The sequence below is a fragment of the Rhodanobacter sp. UC4451_H18 genome (assembly GCF_052978225.1).
In genome coordinates this window covers 1,615,597-1,637,629 of sequence record NZ_CM129663.1, presented here as the reverse complement: position 1 = coordinate 1,637,629, position 22,033 = coordinate 1,615,597, and the positions used below count along the sequence as shown (strand labels likewise).

The 22,033-nt window shown below is 70.2% G+C and carries 18 protein-coding genes; 17 read left to right on the top strand and 1 reads right to left on the bottom strand.

The window, feature by feature from the left end:
• Positions 1-176: 176 nt before the first annotated feature.
• The 12 genes from ACVCMG_RS07535 (at position 177) to fabB (ending at position 15,046) form a co-directional block, all read left to right on the top strand.
• Positions 177-2,807 carry a bifunctional diguanylate cyclase/phosphodiesterase gene (locus ACVCMG_RS07535; RefSeq protein ID WP_447115271.1) on the top strand — a complete coding sequence of 877 codons (2,631 nt, stop codon included), beginning with the start codon at positions 177-179 and terminating at the stop codon, positions 2,805-2,807.
• A gap of 89 nt (positions 2,808-2,896) precedes the next feature.
• A complete protein-coding gene (locus ACVCMG_RS07530; protein ID WP_447115270.1) occupies positions 2,897-4,138 on the top strand; it encodes an NnrS family protein in 1,242 nt (413 codons plus the stop codon).
• Positions 4,139-4,556: 418 nt separating this feature from the next.
• The gene (gene nirK, locus ACVCMG_RS07525; RefSeq protein ID WP_447100978.1) at positions 4,557-6,071 is read left to right on the top strand and encodes a copper-containing nitrite reductase; all 1,515 of its coding nucleotides are present in this window, start codon (positions 4,557-4,559) and stop codon (positions 6,069-6,071) included.
• Positions 6,072-6,073: 2 nt separating this feature from the next.
• The gene (locus tag ACVCMG_RS07520) at positions 6,074-6,838 is read left to right on the top strand and encodes a formylglycine-generating enzyme family protein (RefSeq protein ID WP_447115269.1); all 765 of its coding nucleotides are present in this window, start codon (positions 6,074-6,076) and stop codon (positions 6,836-6,838) included.
• A gap of 10 nt (positions 6,839-6,848) precedes the next feature.
• Positions 6,849-7,421: an SCO family protein gene (locus tag ACVCMG_RS07515; RefSeq protein ID WP_447100976.1), complete on the top strand. Its 573-nt coding sequence runs from the start codon at positions 6,849-6,851 to the stop codon at positions 7,419-7,421.
• Between the two features lie 189 nt (positions 7,422-7,610).
• Entirely contained in the window at positions 7,611-8,858 is a 1,248-nt protein-coding gene (locus ACVCMG_RS07510; RefSeq protein ID WP_447115268.1) for an alginate export family protein, read from the top strand.
• A 68-nt stretch (positions 8,859-8,926) separates the two neighbouring features.
• Positions 8,927-9,217, top strand: coding sequence for a DUF2249 domain-containing protein (locus tag ACVCMG_RS07505; protein ID WP_395116363.1), 291 nt, complete (start codon positions 8,927-8,929; stop codon positions 9,215-9,217).
• Positions 9,198-10,451 carry a hypothetical protein gene (locus tag ACVCMG_RS07500; RefSeq protein ID WP_447115267.1) on the top strand — a complete coding sequence of 418 codons (1,254 nt, stop codon included), beginning with the start codon at positions 9,198-9,200 and terminating at the stop codon, positions 10,449-10,451. Before ACVCMG_RS07505 ends, ACVCMG_RS07500 begins: the two co-directional genes overlap by 20 nt.
• A gap of 274 nt (positions 10,452-10,725) precedes the next feature.
• Complete coding sequence (gene nadA, locus ACVCMG_RS07495) at positions 10,726-11,751, top strand: quinolinate synthase NadA (protein WP_447115266.1); 1,026 nt, start codon at positions 10,726-10,728, stop codon at positions 11,749-11,751.
• Positions 11,748-13,196, top strand: coding sequence for an FAD-binding protein (locus tag ACVCMG_RS07490; protein ID WP_447115265.1), 1,449 nt, complete (start codon positions 11,748-11,750; stop codon positions 13,194-13,196). Before nadA ends, ACVCMG_RS07490 begins: the two co-directional genes overlap by 4 nt.
• Before the next feature lie 124 nt (positions 13,197-13,320).
• The gene (gene fabA, locus ACVCMG_RS07485) at positions 13,321-13,836 is read left to right on the top strand and encodes a 3-hydroxyacyl-[acyl-carrier-protein] dehydratase FabA (RefSeq protein ID WP_395116372.1); all 516 of its coding nucleotides are present in this window, start codon (positions 13,321-13,323) and stop codon (positions 13,834-13,836) included.
• Position 13,837: 1 nt separating this feature from the next.
• A complete protein-coding gene (gene fabB / locus ACVCMG_RS07480; protein WP_447115264.1) occupies positions 13,838-15,046 on the top strand; it encodes a beta-ketoacyl-ACP synthase I in 1,209 nt (402 codons plus the stop codon).
• Positions 15,047-15,110: 64 nt separating this feature from the next.
• Here fabB and ACVCMG_RS07475 read toward each other — a convergent pair whose 3' ends face one another.
• Positions 15,111-15,473 carry an ArsR/SmtB family transcription factor gene (locus ACVCMG_RS07475; protein WP_447115263.1) on the bottom strand — a complete coding sequence of 121 codons (363 nt, stop codon included), beginning with the start codon at positions 15,471-15,473 and terminating at the stop codon, positions 15,111-15,113.
• Positions 15,474-15,600: 127 nt separating this feature from the next.
• Between ACVCMG_RS07475 and ACVCMG_RS07470 the strand changes: the two genes are divergently transcribed.
• From ACVCMG_RS07470 to ACVCMG_RS07450, 5 genes are all read left to right on the top strand, one after another.
• Positions 15,601-15,807, top strand: a complete 207-nt coding sequence (locus ACVCMG_RS07470; RefSeq protein ID WP_447097230.1) for a YgaP family membrane protein — start codon at positions 15,601-15,603, stop codon at positions 15,805-15,807.
• Between the two features lie 18 nt (positions 15,808-15,825).
• Complete coding sequence (locus ACVCMG_RS07465; protein WP_136257650.1) at positions 15,826-16,209, top strand: DUF302 domain-containing protein; 384 nt, start codon at positions 15,826-15,828, stop codon at positions 16,207-16,209.
• Between the two features lie 95 nt (positions 16,210-16,304).
• The gene (locus ACVCMG_RS07460) at positions 16,305-17,594 is read left to right on the top strand and encodes an NAD(P)/FAD-dependent oxidoreductase (protein ID WP_447115262.1); all 1,290 of its coding nucleotides are present in this window, start codon (positions 16,305-16,307) and stop codon (positions 17,592-17,594) included.
• 104 nt (positions 17,595-17,698) lie between these two features.
• Complete coding sequence (locus ACVCMG_RS07455) at positions 17,699-18,775, top strand: efflux RND transporter periplasmic adaptor subunit (protein ID WP_447115261.1); 1,077 nt, start codon at positions 17,699-17,701, stop codon at positions 18,773-18,775.
• Positions 18,772-22,020, top strand: a complete 3,249-nt coding sequence (locus ACVCMG_RS07450) for an efflux RND transporter permease subunit (protein ID WP_447115260.1) — start codon at positions 18,772-18,774, stop codon at positions 22,018-22,020. The genes ACVCMG_RS07455 and ACVCMG_RS07450 overlap by 4 nt, the downstream gene beginning before the upstream one ends.
• The last annotated feature ends 13 nt before the right edge of the window (positions 22,021-22,033 follow it).

Below are 22,033 nucleotides of genomic sequence, written 5' to 3'. Positions count from 1 at the left end.
GATATTCCGCCGGTCGACACGGGCGGGGGGACCCTGCGGCCGTGCGCTTTTCATCTGGCGCGCGCATCTGGCTCCTGTAGCATCGGACACACTGGACCCCCATGGCAGCGGAATTGCCACAGCTTATGGATCTCGACGAGCTCCATTCCACGCGGGCGGATCGCCGGACGGGCGGTGTGGCCGAGCCTGCCGCGGTGGCGCTTTCGGGCTCGCGCCGCAGCGCGCTGTGGTGGAGCGTGCTGGCCTTGCTGATGGGTCTGGCGCTGGCGTTTGCTGCCCACCTGCAACAGCAGCGGCGGCATCTCGTCGAGCAGTCGCTGGTGCAGGGCGAGATGGCGGGCAAGACCTATGCGGCGCTGCTGAGCCGGCTGCAGGCGGCCGAGTCGCTGTTGCGCGCGGTGCAGACGCTGTTCCTCTCTTCGGATGAGGTCACCGAGACCGAGTTCGGCAACTTCTACGGCAACATGCGCCCGCGCGCGCAGTTCCCCGGCCTGCTGGCGCTGGCCTACGCGCAGCGCGAGAGCGGCCCGCAGGGGGAGCATTTCGTCACCCGCTGGGTGCAGCCGCGCAAGGGCAACGAGGCGGTGGTGGACCTGGAGGTGGCCGCGCAACCGAGCAACCTGGCCGGGCTGCTGGCCTCGCGCGACAGCGACGAGGTGGCCTTGTCCGCACCTTTTCGTCCGGTGCAGCAGACCGGTTCCGGCGCGCCGGATGGCGTCACCATGCGGCTGCCGGTGTTCAGCCCGGGCGACCCGCCGCGCACGCTGGCGGAGCGGCGCGAGCGCACGCGCGGCTCCATCGCGATCTCGTTCCGCATCAGCAAGCTGCTCGGCAACGTGCTGCAGCCGGACGTGGGGCGGCAGCTGCGGCTGACGCTGTACGACGCCACCGATCCGGCGCACGTGGTGCCGATGTTCGACTCCGCGCCCGCGGCGGTGGAGGTCGGCGACGGCTTCCGCTTCCGGCGGCAACTGGAGTACGGCGGGCGCGTGCTGGACGTGGTGATGCGCTCGCGCCCGGCGGCGCAGCCGACGGCGCTGGACTGGAGCCAGTCGGCCCTGCCGGTGGGCGTGCTGGCCAGCGTGCTGCTGGCCATGCTGGTGTACTCCATCGTCAACACGCGGCAACGTGCGCTGGAACTGGGCCGGCGGATGAGCCGGCGCTACCGCGAGAGCGAGGAGCGCTTCCGCGCGCTGAACGAATTGCTGCCGGCACTGGTGGTGCTGGCCGATGCCGAAGGCGGGCGCATCACCTACGCCAACCAGGCCTCGCGCGATCGCCTCGGCGACCGCATCACCGCGCAGCGCCTGCCCGAGCTGTTCCACGACGAGGACCTGCACCGGCAATTGCAGGCACGCGACACCAGCGGCTGCGGTCGGATGGAAGCGCAACTGCAGGACGCCGGCGGCCAGCGCTTCTGGGCCAGCGTGGCGATCTCGCGGGTGGAACTGGGCGGCCACGGAAAGTTGCTGCTGGTGGCCAGCGACATCAGCGAGGAGCGCCAGCTCAACCAGTTGCTCAGTTACCAGGCCAGCCACGACGTGTTGACCGACCTGTACAACCGCCGCGAGTTCGAGCGCTGCCTGCAGAACCTGCTGGCGAGCGGTTCGCCCGCTTCGCCGCTCGCCGCCCTGCTGTACGTGGACCTGGACCAGTTCAAGTTGGTCAACGACACCTCCGGCCACCCGGCCGGAGACCAGTTGCTGGCGCAGCTGGCGATCGTGATGCGCCGGCAGCTGGGCAGCGGCGACGTGCTGGCGCGACTGGGCGGCGACGAGTTCGGCGTGCTGCTCACCGACCTGACCGACCGCGACGACGCCGAGCGCAGTGCCGAGCGCGTGCGCCGCTGCATCGACGGCTATGTGTTCATCTGGGAGCAGACCAGCTACATGGTCAGCGCCAGCATCGGCGGCGTGCTCATCGACCACTCGGGCGTGTCGGCGCGCGACCTGCTGGCCCAGGCCGACACGGCCTGCTACATGGCCAAGGAGATGGGCCGCAACCGCGCGCATTTCTACTCCGGGCGCGACGACCAGACCGTGCGCCGGCGCAGCGAGATGGACTGGGCCAACCGCCTGCGCTGGGCGATCGACGAGCGCCGCCTGCAGCTGGCCTACCAGGAGGTGTGGCCGCTGCCGCCGGGCAGTGGCCGGCCGGGCATCGAGATGCTGCTGCGCTTCCGCGAGGAATCAGGCGAACTGATACTGCCCGGCGTGTTCGTGCCGGCGGCGGAGCGCTACGGCCTGATGCCGCTGGTCGACCGCTGGGTGATCGAGACCACGCTGGCGAATTTCGACCGGCTGCATCCGGCCGGCGGCGCGATGGAGATGGTGGCGATCAATCTTTCCGGCGCCAGCATCGAGGATTCCGCGCTGGTCGAGCGCATCATCGAATGGCTGCGCCGCTACCGGGTGGAGCCCTCGCGGGTGTGCTTCGAGATCACCGAGACGGTGGCCGCGCGCAGCCTCTCGGCGGTGGCGCGCTGCATGGCGCAGCTGCGCGCCGCCGGCTGCCGCATCGCGCTGGACGATTTCGGCGCCGGCATGTCCTCGTTCACGTATTTGAAGAACCTGCCGCTGGACATCATCAAGATCGACGGCAGTTTCGTGCGCGACATGCTGACCGATCCGGTCAGCCACCTGATGGTCAAGGCGGTCACCGACATCGGCCACCGGCTGGGGCTGGAGGTGGTCGCCGAATGGGTCACCGACACGCCCACCGTGGAGGCGCTGACCGCGCTGGGCGTGAACCGCGTGCAGGGCTTTGGCCTGCACCGGCCGGAGCTGGCGTTGTTCCAGCGCGAGTGACGGCGTCGGGCACGGCTGATGCAGGTCATGGGGACCGCATGCACGGCTGTGGCACGATGACGGGTCATTCGCATCCGCGGGATCACGCCATGTCCGACCAGACCGAAACTTTGTCGCCGCTTGCCGACATCCCCCGGCTGCTGGCGGCCGCGCCGCACCGGCCGCTGTTCCTTGCCGGCACCGTCGCGGTGATGTTGAGCATGGCGTGGTGGGCGGTGGAGCTGACCTCGATACGCTTCGGCCTGGCCGGCTGGCCGCAGCCGTCGATACCGCCGCTGTACGCGCACGGCATGCTGATCCAGTACGGCCTGTTCCCGCTGTTCATGTTCGGCTTCCTGATGACCACCTTCCCGCGCTGGCTCGGTCGCCCCGACCTGCCGCGCACGCGCTTCCTGCCGGTGGCCGGCTGCCTGTTCGTCGGCTACGTGCTGGCCCACGTGGGCCTGCTGGCGCTGCCGCGGGTGCTGGAGCTGGGCGTGGCGCTGATGCTGCTCGGTTACGCGATCGGGGTGTGGACGCTGGCCGGCGTGCTGCGCGCCTCGGTGGCCGAGCGCAAGGGGCACGCGCGCTCGTGCCTGGCGGCGCTGTCGCTCGGCACGCTGGGGCTGGCGATCTTCCTCGCTTACCTGTTCGGCGCGCCGGCGGAGTGCGCGCTGCTGGCGGTCAGGATCGGCACCTTCGGCCTGCTGCTGCCGATCTATTTCACGGTGATGCACCGCATGCTGCCGTTCTTCACCGGCAACATGGTCAAGGGCTATGCGGTGGTGCGCCCGGACTGGAGCATGCCGGTGGTGTGGCTGCTGCTGTTGGCGCATCTGGTGTTGTCATGGCGCGGGGAGCTGGGCTGGCTGTACATGGTCGACGTGCCGCTGGCACTGGTGTTTGCCTGGCATTCGCTGACCTGGCAGCCGTGGCGCGCGATGCATCCCGGCATTCTGGCGGTGCTGCACCTGGCGTTCGCCTGGCTGCCGGTGGCGTTCGTGCTGTTCGCGATCCAGGACGTGGTCTACGCCACCAGTGGCCAGTTCATCCTGGGCCGCGCGCCGCTGCATGCGCTGGGCATCGGCTTCTTCGGCTCGATGCTGGTGGCGATGGTGACCCGCGTGACCATGGGCCATTCCGGCCGGCCGCTGCAGATGGGCGCGGTGCCGTGGCTGTGCTTCGTGCTGCTGCAGGTGGTGGCGCTGCTGCGCATCCGCGCCGAACTCGGCGGCGACATGTACCTGTGGCTGGTGATCGCCGCCTACGGCTGGCTGCTCGCCTTCCTGCCCTGGGTGCTGCGTTCGGCATGGATCTACCTGACCCCGCGGGCGGACGGCAAGCCGGGGTGATTTCCGCAGGTTCCGGAACTTGCCAGTTCCGGCAACCCGCCCCTCGTCATTCCTGCGAAGGCAGGAATCGCACTTCCGTCGTGCGGTGAAACAACGTGCTGGCCATGCTATCCGTTGGCCTTCCATGCGTGACGTGTTCCTTGTCGTCCAGATGCGATTCCTGCCTTCGCAGGAATGGCGACAGGGGAGGAGTGGGCATGTCGAGTCAAGATCACGGGTGACGCATGTTCGGCGTGGTGCCGCAACGTTTCCGACGCCCCACCAGAAAAGTTGTGCCGGGCAGCTGTGCGTTCGCGGGAAACCGCTGTGGCGCGGTGACGCAGCGGGCGGGTTTCGGGGAGTCTTTTGACGCCGGTCAAATGGCGGCGGGTTTTGCCGGGCATGCTTCCAGCCAGGCACAACCAACGGGAAGATCCCCATGTCGCGTCCGCTGTCCACCGTCCTAGCCGCCCTCGCTGTGTTCGCGCTGGCCGCCTGCTCCGACAAGCCCCCGGCGTCGCCCGCCGCGGCCACCCCACCGGCCAGCACCTCGGTGGCTTCCCAGCGCGGCGACTTCGGCCCGCCGCAGGGCGAGCCGATCAAGGCGGTGCTGACCAGCCCGCCGCACGTGCCGCCACCGATCCATCGCAACTACCCGGCGAAAGTCATCGTCGAGCTGGAGGTGATCGAGAAGGAGATGCCGATCTCCGAGGGCGTCAGTTACACCTTCTGGACCTTCGGCGGCACCGTGCCGGGCAGCTTCATCCGCGTGCGCCAGGGCGACACGGTGGAGTTCCACCTGAAGAACGCGCCGGACAGCAAGATGCCGCACAACATCGACCTGCACGGCGTGACCGGGCCGGGCGGCGGCGCGGCGTCCAGCTTCACCGCGCCGGGGCATGCCTCGCAGTTCACCTTCAAGGCGCTGAACCAGGGCATCTACGTGTACCACTGCGCCACCGCGCCGGTCGGCATGCACATCGCCAACGGCATGTACGGGCTGATCCTGGTCGAGCCGCCGGAGGGCCTCGCCCCGGTCGATCACGAGTACTACGTGATGCAGGGCGATTTCTACACCACCGGCAAGTACCGCCAGAAGGGCCTGCAGCCGTTCGACATGGAGAAGGCGATCGACGAGCACCCGACCTACGTGCTGTTCAACGGCAAGGAAGGCGCGCTCACCGGCGACAACGCCCTGACCGCCAAGACCAACGAGACGGTGCGCCTGTTCATCGGCAACGGCGGTCCCAACCTGGTCTCCAGCTTCCACGTGATCGGCGAGATCTTCGACAAGGTGCAGCCCGAAGGCGGCACGGAGGCCCAGCACAACGTGCAGACCACGCTGATCCCCGCCGGCGGCGCGGCCACGGTGGAGTTCCACACCGACGTGCCGGGCAGCTACGTGCTGGTCGACCACTCGATCTTCCGCGCGTTCAACAAGGGCGCGCTGGGCATCCTCAAGGTCGATGGCCCGGAGAACAAGCTGGTCTACTCGGGCAAGGAGGTCGACTACGTCTACCTGGGCGACCGCTCGGAGCCGAACCTCAAGGCGGTGAGCGTCGCGGCCAAGGCACATGCGGCCGGCACGCTGACCAAGGAGGAGCAGATCGCCGCCGGCAAGCAGTTGTTCACCGGCACCTGCTCGGTCTGCCACCAGGCGAATGGTGAAGGTCTGGCCAACGTGTTTCCGCCGCTGGCGAAATCGGATTACCTGGCGGCTGACCCGAAACGCGCCATGACCATCGTGACCCACGGCCTGACCGGCAAGATCACCGTCAACGGCCACGAGTACGATTCGGTGATGCCGCCGATGGCGCAGCTGACTGACGACGAGGTGGCCAACATCCTCACCTACGTGATCAACAGCTGGGACAATCCGGGCGGCCAGTACAGCAAGGAAGACGTGGCCAAGGCGCGTGCCGAAGCCGGTCCGCAGTCGGCCCCGGAGCACTGAGCATGCGCACGCGGCTGGCCCTGGCATGGCTCGGCCTGATGCTGGCACTCCCGGCAGCGGCGGCGGAGTACGCCGCACTGCCGGGAGGCACGTTCACCAGCGTGCTGCCGGCCGACGGCAAGGCGGCCGCGGCGCAGGTCGCACCGTTCCGCCTGCGCACCGAGCTGGTCACCAACGGCGAGTTCCTGGCCTTCGTGAAGGCGCACCCCGAATGGCGACGCGACAAGGTTGCCGGCATCCTCGCCGACGCGCGCTACCTGACCCAGTGGGCCGGTGCCGACGAACTTGGCGAGCAGGCACTCCCGCGCCAGCCGGTGACGCGGGTGAGCTGGTTCGCCGCGCAGGCGTATTGCGAAAGCGAAGGCGCGCGGCTGCCGAGCTGGTACGAGTGGGAGTTTGCCGCGGCGGCGGACGCCAGCCGTCGCGACGCGCGGGCCGACCCGGCCTGGCGCGAAAGCATCCTGGGCTGGTATTCGCGGCCATCGAACGCCGCGCTGCCCGCCGTCGGCGGTACGGCCAACGTCTACGGCGTGCGCGACATGAACGGCCTGGTGTGGGAGTGGGTCGACGATTTCAACGCGCTGATGGTGGCCAGCGACAGCCGCCAGCAGGGCGATCCCGACCTGCTGAAGTTCTGCGGCGCCGGCGCGATCAGCCTGCAGGAGAAGGAGAACTACGCGGTGCTGATGCGCATCGCGATGCTCTCCGCGCTGAAGGCCGCCGATACCACCAACAACCTTGGCTTCCGCTGCGCGAAGTCGAACTGAAGGAGCGGCGATGAAACATCTTCTGCCCGTGCTGGCCCTGCTGGCCGTGCTGTTCGGCGGCCGCGCCGAGGCCGCCCCGCCGCTGCCCGGCGACTCGGTCTACAACCTGCCGGTGCAGCTGACCACGCAGGACGGCCGGCAGCAGATGCTGGCCGAACGCCGCGGCCGGCCGCAGCTGGTCACCATGTTCTACACCTCGTGCCAGATGGTCTGCCCGATGATCATCGACAGCCTGCGCCTGACCCGCAATGCGCTCGACCCGGCCACGCGCGCGAAGATCGACCTGCTCGCGGTGAGCTTCGACCCGGCGAAGGACGACGTGGCCACGCTCAAGACCTATGCCGAGAAGCGCAAGCTGGACCCGCGCATCTGGACCCTGGCCCGCGCCGAGCCGGCGCAGGTGCGCCAGCTCTCCGGCGTGCTCGGCCTGCAGTACCGGCAGTTGCCCGACGGCGAGTTCAACCACTCCAGCGAACTGATCCTGCTCGACGCCGAGGGCCGCATCGCGGCGCGCACCACGGTGATCGGCCGGCTCGATCCGGCCTTCGTCAAGGCGATCGGGGAGACGGTGGACAAACCCTGAGGCGACGATCATCGGTGGACGTCCAGACGTCCATCCTTCACCGGAAACGCCGCCGTCATGGCGGCGTTTTCGCGTGATTGCGCGGCGTGTTGTCACAGTCGCCCCTTTCCGGATGCAGACCTGACCGCGGTCAACGGATCGCCGCGTCGCGGTCGGCAGACTGCGCGCATCCACCAAGGGGAACACACGATGAGAACGACGAGCCGAATGCTTTGCGCCAGCGGCCTGCTGGCGGCCGCGATCGCCATGCCCGCCGCCGGGGCCGCCATCACCCCGACGCCGCCGGCGGCGGCGCCGCTGCAGCTGGAATGGGATGCGCGACTGCGCCACGAACAGGTCGACGACGACGCCTTCAGCCGCGATGCGAACGCCACCACCTTGCGCCTGCGGCTGGGCCTGCGCGCCAGCTTCGGCGAGGGCTGGAGCGCGCTGCTGGAAGGCGCCGGCGTAGCCGCGGCCAACGAGCATTACAACAGCGGTGCGAACGGCCGCACGCAGTATCCGGCGATCACCGATCCGCATGGCAGCGAGCTCAACCAGGCCTGGCTGGCCTGGCAGAGCGACGTGTTCGGCGCCACGCTGGGGCGCCAGCGACTGCTGCTGGACAACCAGCGCTGGGTCGGCAACAGCGGCTGGCGCCAGCACGAGCAGACCTTCGATGCGCTGGCGCTGCAATGGCAACCGCTGGACAGCGTGACCGTGCGCTACGACTGGCTCGATCGCGTGCACCGCGTGGCCGGCCGCGACGCGCTCAATCCGCTGGCGCGCGAGCGCGCTCTGGACACGCACCTGCTCAACGCCGCATGGGTCCGCGGCGCGCAGCGATGGGTCGGCTATGCCTACCTGCACGAGGACCGCGACGTGGCCAGCGCATCGAGCGCCACCTGGGGCGCGCGCTGGAGCGGCAAGGCGCTGCACGACGGCAACGGCGCGGGCTGGACGCTGGAAGCGGCGCGGCAGCGCGACTACGCCAACAATCCGCTGCATTTCGCGCACAACTACTGGCTGCTGGAACCGACCTGGACGCAGGGCGGCATCACCGCGAAGCTGGGCTGGGAACATCTGGGCGGCAACGGCCAGCATGCGTTGCAGACGCCGCTGGCGACGCTGCACGCGTTCAACGGCTGGGACGATCAGTTCAACGTGACGCCCGCCGGCGGCCTGGAGGATCGCTACGTCGGCGCCGCCGGCAAGTTCGGTCGCAGCGGGCTGGCCGGCAAGCTGGCCTGGGTGGTGGCCTACCACGACTACCGCGCGGATCGCGGCGGCCGCTACGGCAGCGAGTGGAACGCATCGCTGAGCCTTCCGCTGATCGCCGGCCTCGACGCCATGCTCAAGCTGGCCGACTATCGCGCCGATGGTCTCGGTCGCGACAATGCGCGGGTGTGGCTGCAGCTGGAATGGCGCGGTCGGCAGGCGCTGGCGGGCGCGCGTTGAGCGTCGCTGGCGCGGCTGCGTTGACCCAGGTCAGCGCGCCCGCGCCCCTGCTGCGTTGAGATGGCCGCATGCCTGTCTCTCCACCGCCGGCCCACCACGACCACGCCACCGACGATGGCACCACCATCGCGCTCGACCTGCGCGCGCTGCCGGCGCCGGAGCCGATGATGCGTGCGCTGGAGGCAGCCGATGCGTTGGCGCCGGGGCAGACGCTCGAGCTGCTCACCCCGCTGCTGCCGACGCCGCTGCTCGACCTGCTGTCCGGTCGCCGTCTGCATGTCCGTGCGGAGATGCTGCCCGCCGGCGGCGCGCGCGTGCGGATCCATCGCCCGGACGACGATGGCCCGACTGGCGCTTGACCAGGCGCCGCCGGCATCGTTGCCGCGGCGGTTCCTGCTGAGTGCGCCGCTGTGGGGCGTGCTCGCCGGCGCGCTGCTGCTCGTCGACGGCGACGTTGCGCTGCGCACGCGCTGGCAGCCGGCCACGCTGGCGCTGGTGCACGTGTTCACCCTGGGCGTGTTCGGCAACGTGATGTTCGGCAGCGTGCTGCAATTCCTGCCTGCCGCCGCCGGCGTGCGGGTGCGTGGCGGCGCGCGGCTGGGGCGATTGCTGCACGCCGTGTTCAACCTCGGCGTGCTGTTGCTGGTGGCCGGCCTGCACGAAGGCTGGCGCGGCGCGCTGCGCGGCGGTGCCGTGCTGTTGCCGCTGGCGTTCGCGACGTTGGCCGGGATGACCGTGCCCGGCCTGTGTGTCGCCGCGGGTCAGCGGCTGCTGCGCGCGGGCATCGGCGCGGCGATCGGCTTCGGCGTGCTGACCGCGCTGCTCGGCGCGCTGTTGGCGCTCGCGCTGGTCGACGGCACGACGCTGTCGATGGCGGCGCTGGTGGACGTGCATGCGAGCTGGGGCGTGCTGGGCTGGATCGTGCTGCTGCTGGCCAGCGTGGCGCGGATCGTGATGCCGATGTTCCAGGGGACGGCGGCCATGCCGGAGCGGGCGCAGACCCTGTGGCTGGCCAGCGTGCTGCTGATGCTGCCGGCCGCGGCATGGTGGCGCTGGGCCCGCGACGACGGCCGCTGGCTGCTCGCCACCGTGGCGGTGCACGTCGCGCTGTTCGCCGGCGCTGCGTTGTGGCTGCAGTGGCGCTCGCCGCGCGTGCGTCGCGCACCTTTGCTGTGGAGTTGGCGCGGCGGCCTGATCGCGCTGGCGCTGGCCGCCGTGCTGCTGACCGGAGGCGCTCGCACCGCCGTGCTGGCGGCGACGCTGGGGCTGGGCATCGCGCTGCCGCTGCTGCTTGCCGGCATGGCGCTGGAGATCGTTCCCTTCATCGGCTGGATCGACCTGCACCGACGCTGCGGCCGCGGCCTGCAGTTGCCCGGCGTGCAGCGGTTGCTGCCCGACAGCGACAAGCTCGGCGTGCTGCTGGCGCAATGGCCGCTGCTGCTGTTGCCAGCCGCGGTGCTGTGGCCGTCGCCGTGGCTGGCGCGTGCGGCCGGCGTGGCGCTGGCGTGCGCGTGGCTGGGCACGTGGTCGGCGTTGCGCGGCGTGCACCGGCGCGCCGAGGCATTCGTGGCGGCGTTGCCGCAGCACCCGTGAGCGGAAAGCGTCCGACGTCATCGCGGTGGTGCGTCGGTTGCGGTTGACCTCGATCAAGGCGCGCCCGCGCGGTTGCCGGCGATGATGCGCGCCATCATGCCAAGCCTCTCGTTGCGTCGCTCCGTTCTCCCGCGCCTGCGGCCGCCGCCATCGCGGTTCGTCTCGCGCCCGCACATCGGGTTGCACTGCCTTGCGCGCATCGCGGCTCGTCGGGCGGACTGAACCGGCCAGCTGCGCCCTCGGATACTTCGCCCACCCTCCACCGCGGATTGCCATGCACGACCTCGCCGCCGTCCCCGTGCCTGTCTGGCGCGATGAACTCGAACACGAATACGCCGCGCTTGCCGAGCGGCTCGAACCGCTGGTGCCGTGCCTGGAGATCCCGCTGCACCTGCCGTGGATCGACGCGATCAACAAGCTGAAAAATCAGCGCGGCGCGGTGATCATGGCGCACAGCTACCAGTCGCCGGAGATCTTCCACGGCGTGGCCGACATCACCGGCGACTCGCTCGGCCTGGCCCAGGCCGCGGCCGAGTGCGAAGCCGAGCTGATCGTGCTGTGCGGCGTGCACTTCATGGCCGAGACCGCGAAGATCCTGGCGCCGCACAAGACCGTGCTGCTGCCCGATCTCGAAGCGGGCTGCTCGCTGGCCTCCTCGATCACCGCCGCCGACGTGCGCGCATTGCGCGCGCAGCACCCCGGCGTGCCGGTGGTGAGCTACGCCAATACCTCCGCCGCGGTGAAGGCGGAGTCCGATGCGATCTGCACCTCGGCGAACGCGGTGCAGGTGGTGGAGGCGATGGGCGCGCCGAAGGTGATCTTCCTGCCTGACGAATTCCTCGGCCGCCACGTGGCCAAACAGACGGCGGTGGAAATCATCCTGTGGCACGGCCGCTGCGAAGTGCACGAGCGCTTCACCGCGCAGGAAGTGCGGCACGTGCGCGAGCAGTTCGGCACCCGGGTGGTGGCGCATCCGGAATGTTCGCCCGAGGTGCTGGCCGAGGCCGACTTCGTCGGCTCCACCACCGCCATGGGCAAGTGGCTGGCGCGCGAGAAGCCGGCCCGGGTGGCGATGGTCACCGAGTGTTCGATGGCCGACAACCTCAAGTCGCAGTTCCCGCAGACCGAGTTCATCAAGCCGTGCAACCTGTGCCCGCACATGCAGCGGATCACCTTGCAGAACATCTACGCCTGCCTGCGCGACCTGCGCCACGCGATCGAGATTCCCGCGGACGTGAGCGTGCGCGCCCGCGCGGCGCTGGAACGCATGCTCGCCGTCGGCCGGCGCGAACGCGTGTGAGGCGAGCGCACCTGCCGATCGTGGTGGTGGGCGGCGGCGTGGCCGGGCTGGCGACCGCGCTGGCCGCGGCGCCCGCGCCGGTGCGCCTGCTGTGCCGCGCCCACGACGGCTGCGGCAGCGCCACCGCGCTGGCCCAGGGCGGCATCGCCGCGGCGCTCGATCCGCACGACAGCACCGCCGCCCACGCTGCCGATACGCTCGCTGCCGGCGCGCAGCACAACGACGCGGCGATGGTCGCGTGGCTGACCGCCGCGGCGCCGGCGGCGATCGACTGGCTGCAGGCGCTGGGCGTGGCGTTCGATCGGACCGCGGATGGCGCGCTGCAACTGGGTCGCGAAGGCGGCCATGGAACCGCCCGCATCGTGCACGCCGGCGGCGATGCCAGTGGCGCGGCGGTGTTCCGCGCCTTGCGCGAGCAGGCGCAGGCGGCCAGCCACGTGCAGTGGCGCGGCGGCGTCGATGTCGATGGCTTGTTGCTGCGCGGCGGTCGCGTGGTCGGCGTGCGCACGTGCGACGAGCGCGGCCGCCACGAACAGGTCGAGGCGGCGGCGGTGGTGCTGGCCACCGGCGGCATCGGCGCCCTGTACGCGCGTACCAGCAATCCGCCGGGCGCCGATGGCGCGGGCCTCGCGCTCGGCCTCGCCGCCGGCGCGGCGGCGCGCGACCTGGAGTTCGTGCAGTTCCATCCCACCGCGCTCGACGTGCCCGGCCACCGCCTGCCGCTGCTCACCGAGGCGCTGCGCGGCGCCGGTGCGCGATTGCACGACGATGCAGGCGACGCGCTGATGGCCGGCGTGCATCCGCTCGGCGACCTGGCGCCGCGCGACGTGGTGTCGCGGCGCGTGGCTGCGGCGCAGGCCGCCGGTGGCCGCGCCTGGCTTGACGCGACGGCGCTGGAGGGCGCCTGGGAGCAGCGTTTTCCCACTGTGCTGGCCGCGTGCCTGGCGCATGGCTTCGATCCGCGCCGGCAGGCGTTGCCGGTGACGCCGGCGGCGCACTTCCACATGGGCGGGTTGGCCACCGATGCGGACGGACGCACCAGCGTGCCGGGTCTCTACGCCGTCGGCGAGGTGGCCTGCAATGGCGTGCACGGCGCCAACCGGCTGGCCAGCAATTCGCTGCTCGAAGGCGTGCTGTGCGGACAGCGGCTGGGTCACGGCTTGCGTACGGCTGCCGCCGCGGACGTCGGCGTCGGCCCGCTGCGCGTCATCGACCACGGCGCCAGCCTGTCGCCGGTCGAGCTTGCCGGCTTGCGCGCGCTGCTGTGGCAGGCGGCTGGTCCGCGGCGCGAGGCGGGTGCATTGCGCGCCGCCTGGCGGATCGGCGCGGCGCTGGCCGACTCCGGCTGGCAGGCACGCCTGGCCAAGGCGCTGCTGCGCGCGATGCGCCTGCGTCGACGCTCGCTCGGCGCACACTGGCGTGAAGATCGCGGCTGCCCGTCCTGATGCCTGCGGACGTCGTCGCGAAGGCTTCACGATGCGCTGGCGTACGGCCGTCGCACGCGTCGCACGTCAAGACAGGACGGCGTCCAACTGGCACACTTGGCATTCCCCCACCCCCGAGCATTTCATGACACGTCCTTCCTCTTTCGACTACGAGCAGCTGCGCGCCTGCGGGCGCGGCGAACTGTTCGGCGACGACAACGCGCGGCTGCCTTCGCCGCCGATGCTGATGTTCGATCGCATCACGCACATTTCCGAAGAGGGCGGCAGCCACGGCAAGGGCTGCATCCGCGCCGAAATGGACATCCATCCGGACCTTTGGTTTTTCGGTTGCCACTTCATCGGCGACCCGGTGATGCCCGGCTGCCTGGGCCTGGATGCCATGTGGCAGCTCAGCGGTTTCTACCTGCCGTGGCTGGGCGAACCCGGCCGCGGCCGCGCGCTCGGCGTGGGCAACGTGAAGTTCTCCGGCCAGGTGATGCCCACCGCCAAGCTGGTGCGCTACGAGATCGACATCCGTCGCGTGATGCGCGGCAAGTTGCGGCTGGTGATCGCCGACGGCAAGACCTTCGTCGACGACCGCCTGATCTACGAGGCCAGCGACATGCGCGTGGGCCTGTTCCAATCCACCGAGGGTTTTTGACATGCGTCGCGTGGTGGTGACGGGCATGGGCATCGTCTCGTGCCTTGGCAACGATCTGGAAACGGTGGCTGGCGCCTTGCGCGACAGCCGCAGCGGTATCCGCGCGATGCCCGAATATGCCGAGCTGGGCATGCGCAGCCATGTGGCGGGCGTGCCGAACATCGACCTGGAGGCGGTGATCGATCGCAAGCTGAAGCGCTTCATGGGCGACGCGGCGGCGTATGCGTACGTGTCGATGCGTTCGGCGATGGCCGATGCCGGGCTGGATGCCGATCAGGTGCGCAACCCGCGCATCGGCGCGATCGCCGGCTCCGGCGGCGGTTCGCCGCGCTGGCAGATCGAGACCGGCGACCTGCTGCGCAACAAGGGCGTGCGCAAGATCGGCCCGTACATGGTGCCGCGCACGATGTGCTCCACGGTGTCGGCCACGCTGGCCACCACCTTCGGCATCCTGGGCCTGAGCTATTCCATCTCCGCCGCCTGCGCCACCTCGGCGCACTGCATCGGCGCGGCCGCCGACCTGATCCGCCACGGCGCGCAGGACGTGGTGTTCGCCGGCGGCGGCGAAGAGGAACACTGGGGCATGACCTCGCAGTTCGACGCGATGGGCGCGCTGTCCAGCCACCACAACGACACCCCGGCCAGCGCCTCGCGTCCCTACGACACCACCCGCGACGGCTTCGTCATCGCCGGTGGCGGCGGCATGCTGGTGCTGGAGGAGTACGAGCACGCCAAGGCACGCGGTGCGCGCATCCACGCCGAGCTGGTTGGCTACGGCGTCACCTCCGACGGCGCCGAGATGGTCGCGCCGTCCGGCGAGGGCGCGGTGCGCTGCATGCAGATGGCGCTGGCCGACGTCAAGGCGCCGGTCGACTACCTCAACACCCATGGCACCGCCACGCCGCTGGGCGACATCGTGGAACTCGACGCCGTGCGTGCCGTGTTCGGCGACGCGGTGCCGCCGCTGTCCTCGACCAAGGCGCTGACCGGCCACTCGCTCGGCGCTGCCAGCGTGCACGAGGCGATCTACAGCCTGCTGATGCTCAAGGAAGGCTTCGTCGCCGGCTCGGCCCACATCACCGACCTCGACCCCCGCGCCGAAGGCTTCCCGATCCTGCGCGAAAGCCGCCCGGCCACCCTGAACACGGTGATGTCCAACAGCTTCGGCTTCGGCGGCACCAACGGCACGCTGGTGTTCGCGCGGGTTTAGGGAACGTTCCCTGCGAGCAGGGAGAGGGCAGGAGCCGACTCTCCCTCCGCGCGAAGGCGTGCGCTCAGCGACGCCGCGCCGTGCCGCTTCGTTTCGCCGCCTTGCGCGTCGCGGGGGCGCAGTAGATTCCATACAGCGTGCCGATGACCGTCTGCGCAGGGCCAGGCGGCAGCGAATACCACACGGTCTGCGCTTCGCGCCGGGTATCGACCAGGCCTTCCTCGCGCAGGCGGGCCAGGTGCTGCGACAGCGCCGACTGGCTCAGTTCCGGCAGTTGTTCGTTGATCTGGCCGACCGACAGTTCGCCGTCGGCGAGCAGGCACAGCATGCGCAGGCGTTGCGCGTTGCCCAGCGTCTTGAGCAGGCGCGACGCCTCCTCGGCATTGGCCTGCATCAGGGTCATGTCGGTGCGGGAAGACGTGTCCATGGAAGTTCGGGTCCGCTGCGGTTTGGCGGCTTGACTTTACCACGCCATACTAATTAAGCTATCACTAATTTAGAAATAATTGTTGGTTCGCGATGTTCGCGGACAACCGCCAACCGAGGAGTTCAACATGAATGTCGATCGCATCGTGATGGGGTTCGCCGGCAGCGTGGTGCTGGCCGGTATCGCGCTGGCGCATTTCGTGGCGCCGGGCTGGATCTGGCTGTCGGTGTTCGTGGGCGCCAACCTGCTGCAGTCCTCGTTCACCGGCTTCTGCCCGCTGGCGATGATCCTGCGCAAGCTGGGGCTGAAGCCCGGCTGCGCGTTTCCTTCCTGACCCGAACGAGACCACGCCATGTATCACATCGTCGAGACATCCAAGAGCTTCGAGCAGGCCGCGGCCGACCTCGCCACCGCCGTCGCCGCGCATGGCTTCGGCGTGCTGCACGTGCACGACCTGGGCGGCACCTTGCGCGGCAAGGGCGTGGAGTTCGGCCACGAGTGCAAGGTGTTCGAGGTGTGCAACCCGCGCCAGGCCGGCCGCGTGCTGGCCAACGACCTGCGGCTGAACATGGCGCTGCCGTGCCGGGTGTCGGTCTACACGGAGGAGGGCAAGACCTGGATCGGCATGATCCGGCCGACGCCGATGCTCGGCATGCTCTCCAGCGATCCCGCGCTGGCGGCAATCGCGCGCGAAGTGGAGCAGACCCTGGTGAACGTCATCGCCGAGGCGGCGTAGCGCCGGCGAAGCGGCCTTTGAATTGACCAGGCTCAAATCCCTTGCGGTGCCGCCGGCGCAAGCTGTCGGCACCCTCAATGCAGGAGTTAGTCACCATGAGCGACGTCGTCATCCTGGGGTCGGGCCTGGGCGGCACCAGTGCCGCCTATGAGATCAAGGCTGCACTGGGCGATGCCCACCGCGTCACCGTGGTCGGCGAAGGGCGCCTGTTCTCCTTCACGCCATCCAACCCGTGGGTCGGCATCGGCTGGCGGCAACCGGCCGACGTGCAGCTCGATGCGGCCGCGGCGATGGCACGGCACGACATCGCCTTCATCGATTCGCCGGCCAGCGCGGTGCGCCCGGCCGACAACCTCGTGGTGCTGGCTGACGGCCGCGAACTGAGGTACGACTACCTCGTCGTCACCACCGGCCCGCGGCTGGCGTTCGACGAGATCCCCGGGCTGGGCCCGGTCGACGGCTACACGCAGTCGGTCTGCACCACGCCGCACGCGACCGCCGCGTGGCAGGCGTACCGGCAGTTCCTGGAGAACCCCGGCCCGGTGGTGGTCGGCGCGGCGCAGGGCGCCAGCTGTTTCGGCCCGGCCTACGAGTTCGCGCTGATCCTCGACACCGACCTGCGCCGGCGCAAGTTGCGCGACCGCGTGCCGATGACCTTCGTCACCAGCGAGCCGTACATCGGCCACATGGGCCTGGGCGGGATCGGCGATTCCCGCGGCCTGCTGGAGCGTCAGTTGCGCCAGCGTCACATCAAGTGGATCTGCAATGCGCGGATTGACAAGGTCGAGGACGGCAGCATGCACGTCACCGAAGCCGACGCGCATGGCCAGGCGCAGGAGCAGCACGCGCTCGCGTTCCGCTACGCGATGGTGATCCCCGCCTTCACCGGCGTCGTCGCCGTGCGTGGCATCGAGGGCCTGGTCAATCCGCGTGGCTTCGTGCTGATCGACAAGCACCAGCGCAACCCGACCTTCCGCAACGTGTTCTCCGCCGGCGTGTGCGTGGCGATCCCGCCGGTGGAGGCCACGCCGGTGCCCACCGGCGCGCCCAAGACCGGTTTCATGATCGAGTCGATGGTCAGCACGCTGACCGCGAACATCAAGGCGGACATCGAGAACCGTCCGGCCACGGCCGAAGCGACATGGAACGCGGTGTGCCTGGCCGACATGGGCGACAGCGGCGCGGCGTTCGTGGCACTGCCGCAGATCCCGCCGCGCAACCTGACCTGGGCGAAGGAGGGCAAGTGGGTGCATCTGGCCAAGGTGGCATTCGAGAAATACTTCATGCACAAGATCCGCACCGGCAATACCACGCCGGTCTACGAGAAGTACGTGATGAAGGCGCTGGGCATCGCGCGCATCCGGCCCGGCACGGGTGGCGAATGAGTACTCCCCGCGAACCGCTGACGGAAGCACGCGATGCAAACCCGCCATCCCGCCTGGCGTGTCGCGCGCGCCCACGCCGACCCGCGTTGCGAGGTCGCGTCGTGATGCGCGCGCTGCGCCCGGCCATGCTTGCGCTCGCGCTGGCCGCGCTGGCCGCGTGCGGGCGCACGCCGGCGCCGCCGGCTGCCACGGCACCGCCGCCGCTGGCTGCGCTGACCGTGCACCTCGAAACGGCGCACGACGAGCAGGCCTGGGATGGCGTGGTCGAGGCGGTGCACGAGGCGGTGATCTCGGCGCAGACCAATGCGCGGGTGGTCGAGTTGCCGCATGACGTCGGCGATGCCGTGCGCAAGGGCGACGTGCTGGTGCGTTTCAGCGACGTCGAGCAGAAGTCCGCAGGGCGCGCCGCGCAGGCGCAGATCGCCGCGGCGCAGGCGACGTATACCGAGGCGGATACGTCCTACCGGCGCTTCGCCGGGATATTCGAGAAAGGCTTCGTTTCCAAGGCGCAGCTCGACGCCGAGCGTGCCCGTCGCGACGCCGCGCTGGCGGCGCTGCAGTCGGCCCGCGCGCAGTCCAGCCAGGTCGGCCAGCAGCTCGATTACACGGTGCTGCGCGCGCCGTACGACGGCATCGTCACCCGCCGCTACGTGCAGGTGGGTGAGGCGGTGCAGTCGGGGCCGCCGGCGCCGCAGCCGCTGATCGCGCTGGCCTCGCTGCAGGATCTGCGGGTCGGCGTGCAGGTGCCGCAGAGCGCGATCGCCGCGATTCGCCGCTACCACGCCGCCGAGGTGGTGCTCGACGACGGCCGCCGCGTGGCGGCCGGCAAGCTCACCGTGTTTCCCTATGCCGACCCGCAGACGCACAGCTTCCGCGTGCGGCTGGAACTGCCCGGCGACGGCGTCGGCCTGGTGCCGGGCATGACGGTGAAGGTCGCCTTCGCCAGTGGCGAGGCGAAGCGATTGCTGCTGCCGATGAGCGCGCTGGTGCAACGTGGCGAGCTGGTCGGCGCATACGTACTGGGGGCGCATGACGTGACGCTGCGCCAGTTGCGCCTGGGCCATCGCCACGGCGATCGCGTGGAGGTGCTGGCCGGGCTGGACGACGGCGAGCGCGTCGCCACCGATCCGGCCGCGGCGGCGCGCTGGCTGGTCGCGCAGCGACGCGGGGACGCGCCGTGAGCGGGCCTCGGCTCGGCTTCTCCGGCCGCATCGCGCGCGCGTTCCAGGATTCGCCGCTGACCCCGATCCTGGCGATCGCGGCGCTGCTGCTGGGCCTGGTCGCGGTGATGATCACGCCGCGCGAGGAGGAGCCGCAGATCGACGTGACCATGGCCAACGTGATGGTGCCGTTTCCCGGCGCCGACGTGCGCGACGTGGAGAACCTGGTGGCGTTCCCGCTGGAGCAGAAGCTCGCCGAGATCGAGGGCGTCAAGCACGTCTATTCGGTGAGCCGGCCCGGCATGGCGGTGATGACGGTGGAGTTCCAGGTCGGCGTGCCGCGGCAGGCCGCGATCGTGCGGCTGTACAACCAGGTGTTCCAGAACCAGGGCTTCGTGCCGCCCGGCCTCGGCATCGGTCCGCCGCTGGTGCGGCCGATGGGCATCGACGACGTGCCGGTGATGGCGCTCACGCTGTGGAGCGACGACCCCGCGCAAGGCCCGGTGCAGCTGGCCGAGGTGGCGCATGCTCTGGAGACCGAATTGAAGCGCGTGCCCGGCACGCGCGACGTCTACACCATCGGCGCGCCGACCCGCGCGGTGGTGGTGCAGCTGGACGCGGCGAAACTGGCTGGCTACGGCATGACCGCGGGCGACCTGTCGAACGCCTTGAAGGCGGCCAACACGGTGACCCAGGCCGGCGACCGGGTGAGCGGCGACCGCGATGTGCCGGTGACCGCCGGGCGTTTCCTCGCCGACGCGGCGGAGGTGTCGCAGCTGGTGATCGGCCTGAAGAACGGCCAGCCGGTGTTCCTCTCCGACGTGGCCACGGTTCGTCCGGGCGCGGACCTGCCCGACAGCTACGCCTGGTTCGGCGCGCCGGCGGGCCGGGCCGGGCCGGCCACCGGCCACGCGCCGGCCGTGACCATCGCGGTGGCGAAGAAGCCCGGCACCAACGCCGCCGACATCACCGGCGCGATCCGCCAGCGGCTGGCCGCGCTGCGCAACGTGGCGATTCCCGCCGATGTGCACGTGGTGGTCACCCGCGACTACGGCCAGACCGCCACCGACAAGGCGGACAAGCTGATCCACAAGCTGATCTTCGCCACCTTGTCGGTGGTGCTGCTGGTGCTGCTGGCGTTGAGCTGGCGCGCGGCGGTGGTCGTCGGCAGCGCGGTGATCGTCACCCTGGCGCTGACCCTGTTCGCCTCGTGGGCGATGGGCTTCACCATCAACCGCGTCTCGCTGTTCGCGCTGATCTTCTCGATCGGCATCCTGGTCGACGACGCCATCGTGGTGGTGGAGAACATCCACCGGCACATGGTGCTGGGCGGACGCACCTTGCGCGAGGCGATCCCCGAGGCGGTCGGCGAGGTCGGCGGGCCGACCATCCTGGCCACCTTCACGGTGATCGCCGCGCTGCTGCCGATGGCCTTCGTGTCCGGCCTGATGGGGCCGTACATGCGGCCGATCCCGATCAACGCCTCGGCCGGCATGCTGCTGTCGCTGGCCGTCGCGCTGGTGGTCACGCCGTGGCTGGCGCTGAAACTGCTCGGCCACCAGCCACATGCCGAGGCCGCGCCGGCGGGCGCCGACGGCGCGCACGACACGCGCCTGCACCGCACGTTCCGACGGCTGATGCTGCCCTTCCTCGATGGCCCCCGCGCGCCGCGCCGACGGCACCTGCTGTTCGCCGCGATGGGCGCACTGGTGCTGGGGGCGGTGGGGCTGGTGGTGGTCAAGGCGGTGGTGCTGAAGATGCTGCCGTTCGACAACAAGTCCGAGTTCCAGGTGGTGGTGGACATGCCCGAGGGCAGCACGCTGGAGCGCACCAACCGTTTGCTCGGCGAGCTGGCGCAGGCGGTGGCCAAGCTGCCCGAGGTGAAGGACTGGCAGGGCTATGCCGGCACCGCGTCGCCGATCACGTTCAACGGACTGGTGCGCCAGTACTACCTGCGCAGCGGCCCGATCGTGGGCGACCTGCAGGTGAACCTGGTCGACAAGCACGAGCGCTCGCGGCAGAGCCACGCCATCGCGCTGGCGGTGCGCCCGGCGCTGGCGCAGATCGGCGCGCGCTACGGCGCCTCGGTGAAGGTGGTCGAGGTGCCGCCCGGGCCGCCGGTGCTGGCGCCGATCGTGGCCGAGGTCTACGGCCCGGACTACGCCACCGTGCGCAAGGTGGCGCTGGGGCTGGAACAGGATTTCAGGGCCAACCCGGACATCGTCGACGTCGACACCAGCGTGGAGGCGGATGCGCCGCGCGACGTGCTGGTGGTCGATCGCGCCCGCGCGGCGCGGCTGGGGCTGGATCAGGCGAGCATCGCGCAGGCGCTGCGCACCGCCTTGTCCGGCGACGACGCCACCTGGCTCATGGACGGCCAGGCGAAGTACGCGGTGCCGATCCGCCTGCGCCTGGGCGCGGGCGACCAGGCGTCGATGGAGCAGCTGCTGGCGCTGCGCGTGCGTGCGGCCGGCGGTGCGCTGGTGCCGTTGTCCGAGGTGGTCCGCGTGCAGCCGGCGCAGCGCGAGCAGGCGATCTGGCACAAGGACCTGCTGCCCTATGCCACCGTTACCGGCGACGACGCCGGCAGCACCGACAGCCCGCTGTACGGCATGTTCTCGCTGGTCGGCAAGCTCGGCCACGACAAGGTGGCGGGGCAACTGCTGCAGCAGCACTTCATCGCGCAGCCGACCGATACCACCGATGCCGCGGTGAAGTGGGACGGCGAATGGCAGATCACCTACGAGACGTTCCGCGACATGGGCCTGGCCTATTCGGCGGGCCTGCTGCTGATCTACCTGCTGGTGGTGGGCCAGTTCAAGAGCTACGTGGTGCCGCTGATCATCATGGCGCCGATCCCGCTGACCGTGATCGGCGTGATGCCCGGGCATGCGCTGGTCGGCGCGCAGTACACCGCCACCTCGATGATCGGCATGATCGCGCTGGCCGGCATCATCGTGCGCAACTCGATCCTGCTGATCGACTTCATCAACCACGCGCTGGCCGCCGGCAGTCCGCTGCGCGAGGCGGTGGTCGAGGCCGCGGCGGTGCGTGCCAAGCCCATCATGCTGACCGGGCTGGCGGCGATGATCGGCGGCTTCTTCATCATCGACGATCCGATCTTCCAGGGCCTGGCGGTGTCGCTGATCTTCGGCATCCTGGTCTCCACCGCGCTGACCCTGCTGGTGATCCCGCTGCTGTACTACGCCTGGCTGCAGCGGCGCGCCGGGCCGGATGACCGATTGTCGCAGGCGCCGCCGGCTTGATCCCGGTCAGGCC

Bases quoted from the DNA above. Each gene is read 5' to 3' on its own strand.
- ACVCMG_RS07460 (WP_447115262.1), top strand. From the start codon at position 16,305: ATGAGCGACGTCGTCATCCTGGGGTCGGGCCTGGGCGGCACCAGTGCC.
- ACVCMG_RS07530 (WP_447115270.1), top strand. From the start codon at position 2,897: ATGTCCGACCAGACCGAAACTTTGTCGCCGCTTGCCGACATCCCCCGG.
- ACVCMG_RS07465 (WP_136257650.1), top strand. From the start codon at position 15,826: ATGTATCACATCGTCGAGACATCCAAGAGCTTCGAGCAGGCCGCGGCC.
- ACVCMG_RS07500 (WP_447115267.1), top strand. From the start codon at position 9,198: ATGGCCCGACTGGCGCTTGACCAGGCGCCGCCGGCATCGTTGCCGCGG.
- ACVCMG_RS07470 (WP_447097230.1), top strand. From the start codon at position 15,601: ATGAATGTCGATCGCATCGTGATGGGGTTCGCCGGCAGCGTGGTGCTG.
- ACVCMG_RS07475 (WP_447115263.1), bottom strand. From the start codon at position 15,473: ATGGACACGTCTTCCCGCACCGACATGACCCTGATGCAGGCCAATGCC.
- nirK (WP_447100978.1), top strand. From the start codon at position 4,557: ATGTCGCGTCCGCTGTCCACCGTCCTAGCCGCCCTCGCTGTGTTCGCG.
- ACVCMG_RS07455 (WP_447115261.1), top strand. From the start codon at position 17,699: ATGCGCGCGCTGCGCCCGGCCATGCTTGCGCTCGCGCTGGCCGCGCTG.
- fabB (WP_447115264.1), top strand. From the start codon at position 13,838: ATGCGTCGCGTGGTGGTGACGGGCATGGGCATCGTCTCGTGCCTTGGC.
- nadA (WP_447115266.1), top strand. From the start codon at position 10,726: ATGCACGACCTCGCCGCCGTCCCCGTGCCTGTCTGGCGCGATGAACTC.
- ACVCMG_RS07520 (WP_447115269.1), top strand. From the start codon at position 6,074: ATGCGCACGCGGCTGGCCCTGGCATGGCTCGGCCTGATGCTGGCACTC.
- ACVCMG_RS07515 (WP_447100976.1), top strand. From the start codon at position 6,849: ATGAAACATCTTCTGCCCGTGCTGGCCCTGCTGGCCGTGCTGTTCGGC.
- ACVCMG_RS07510 (WP_447115268.1), top strand. From the start codon at position 7,611: ATGAGAACGACGAGCCGAATGCTTTGCGCCAGCGGCCTGCTGGCGGCC.
- ACVCMG_RS07505 (WP_395116363.1), top strand. From the start codon at position 8,927: ATGCCTGTCTCTCCACCGCCGGCCCACCACGACCACGCCACCGACGAT.
- fabA (WP_395116372.1), top strand. From the start codon at position 13,321: ATGACACGTCCTTCCTCTTTCGACTACGAGCAGCTGCGCGCCTGCGGG.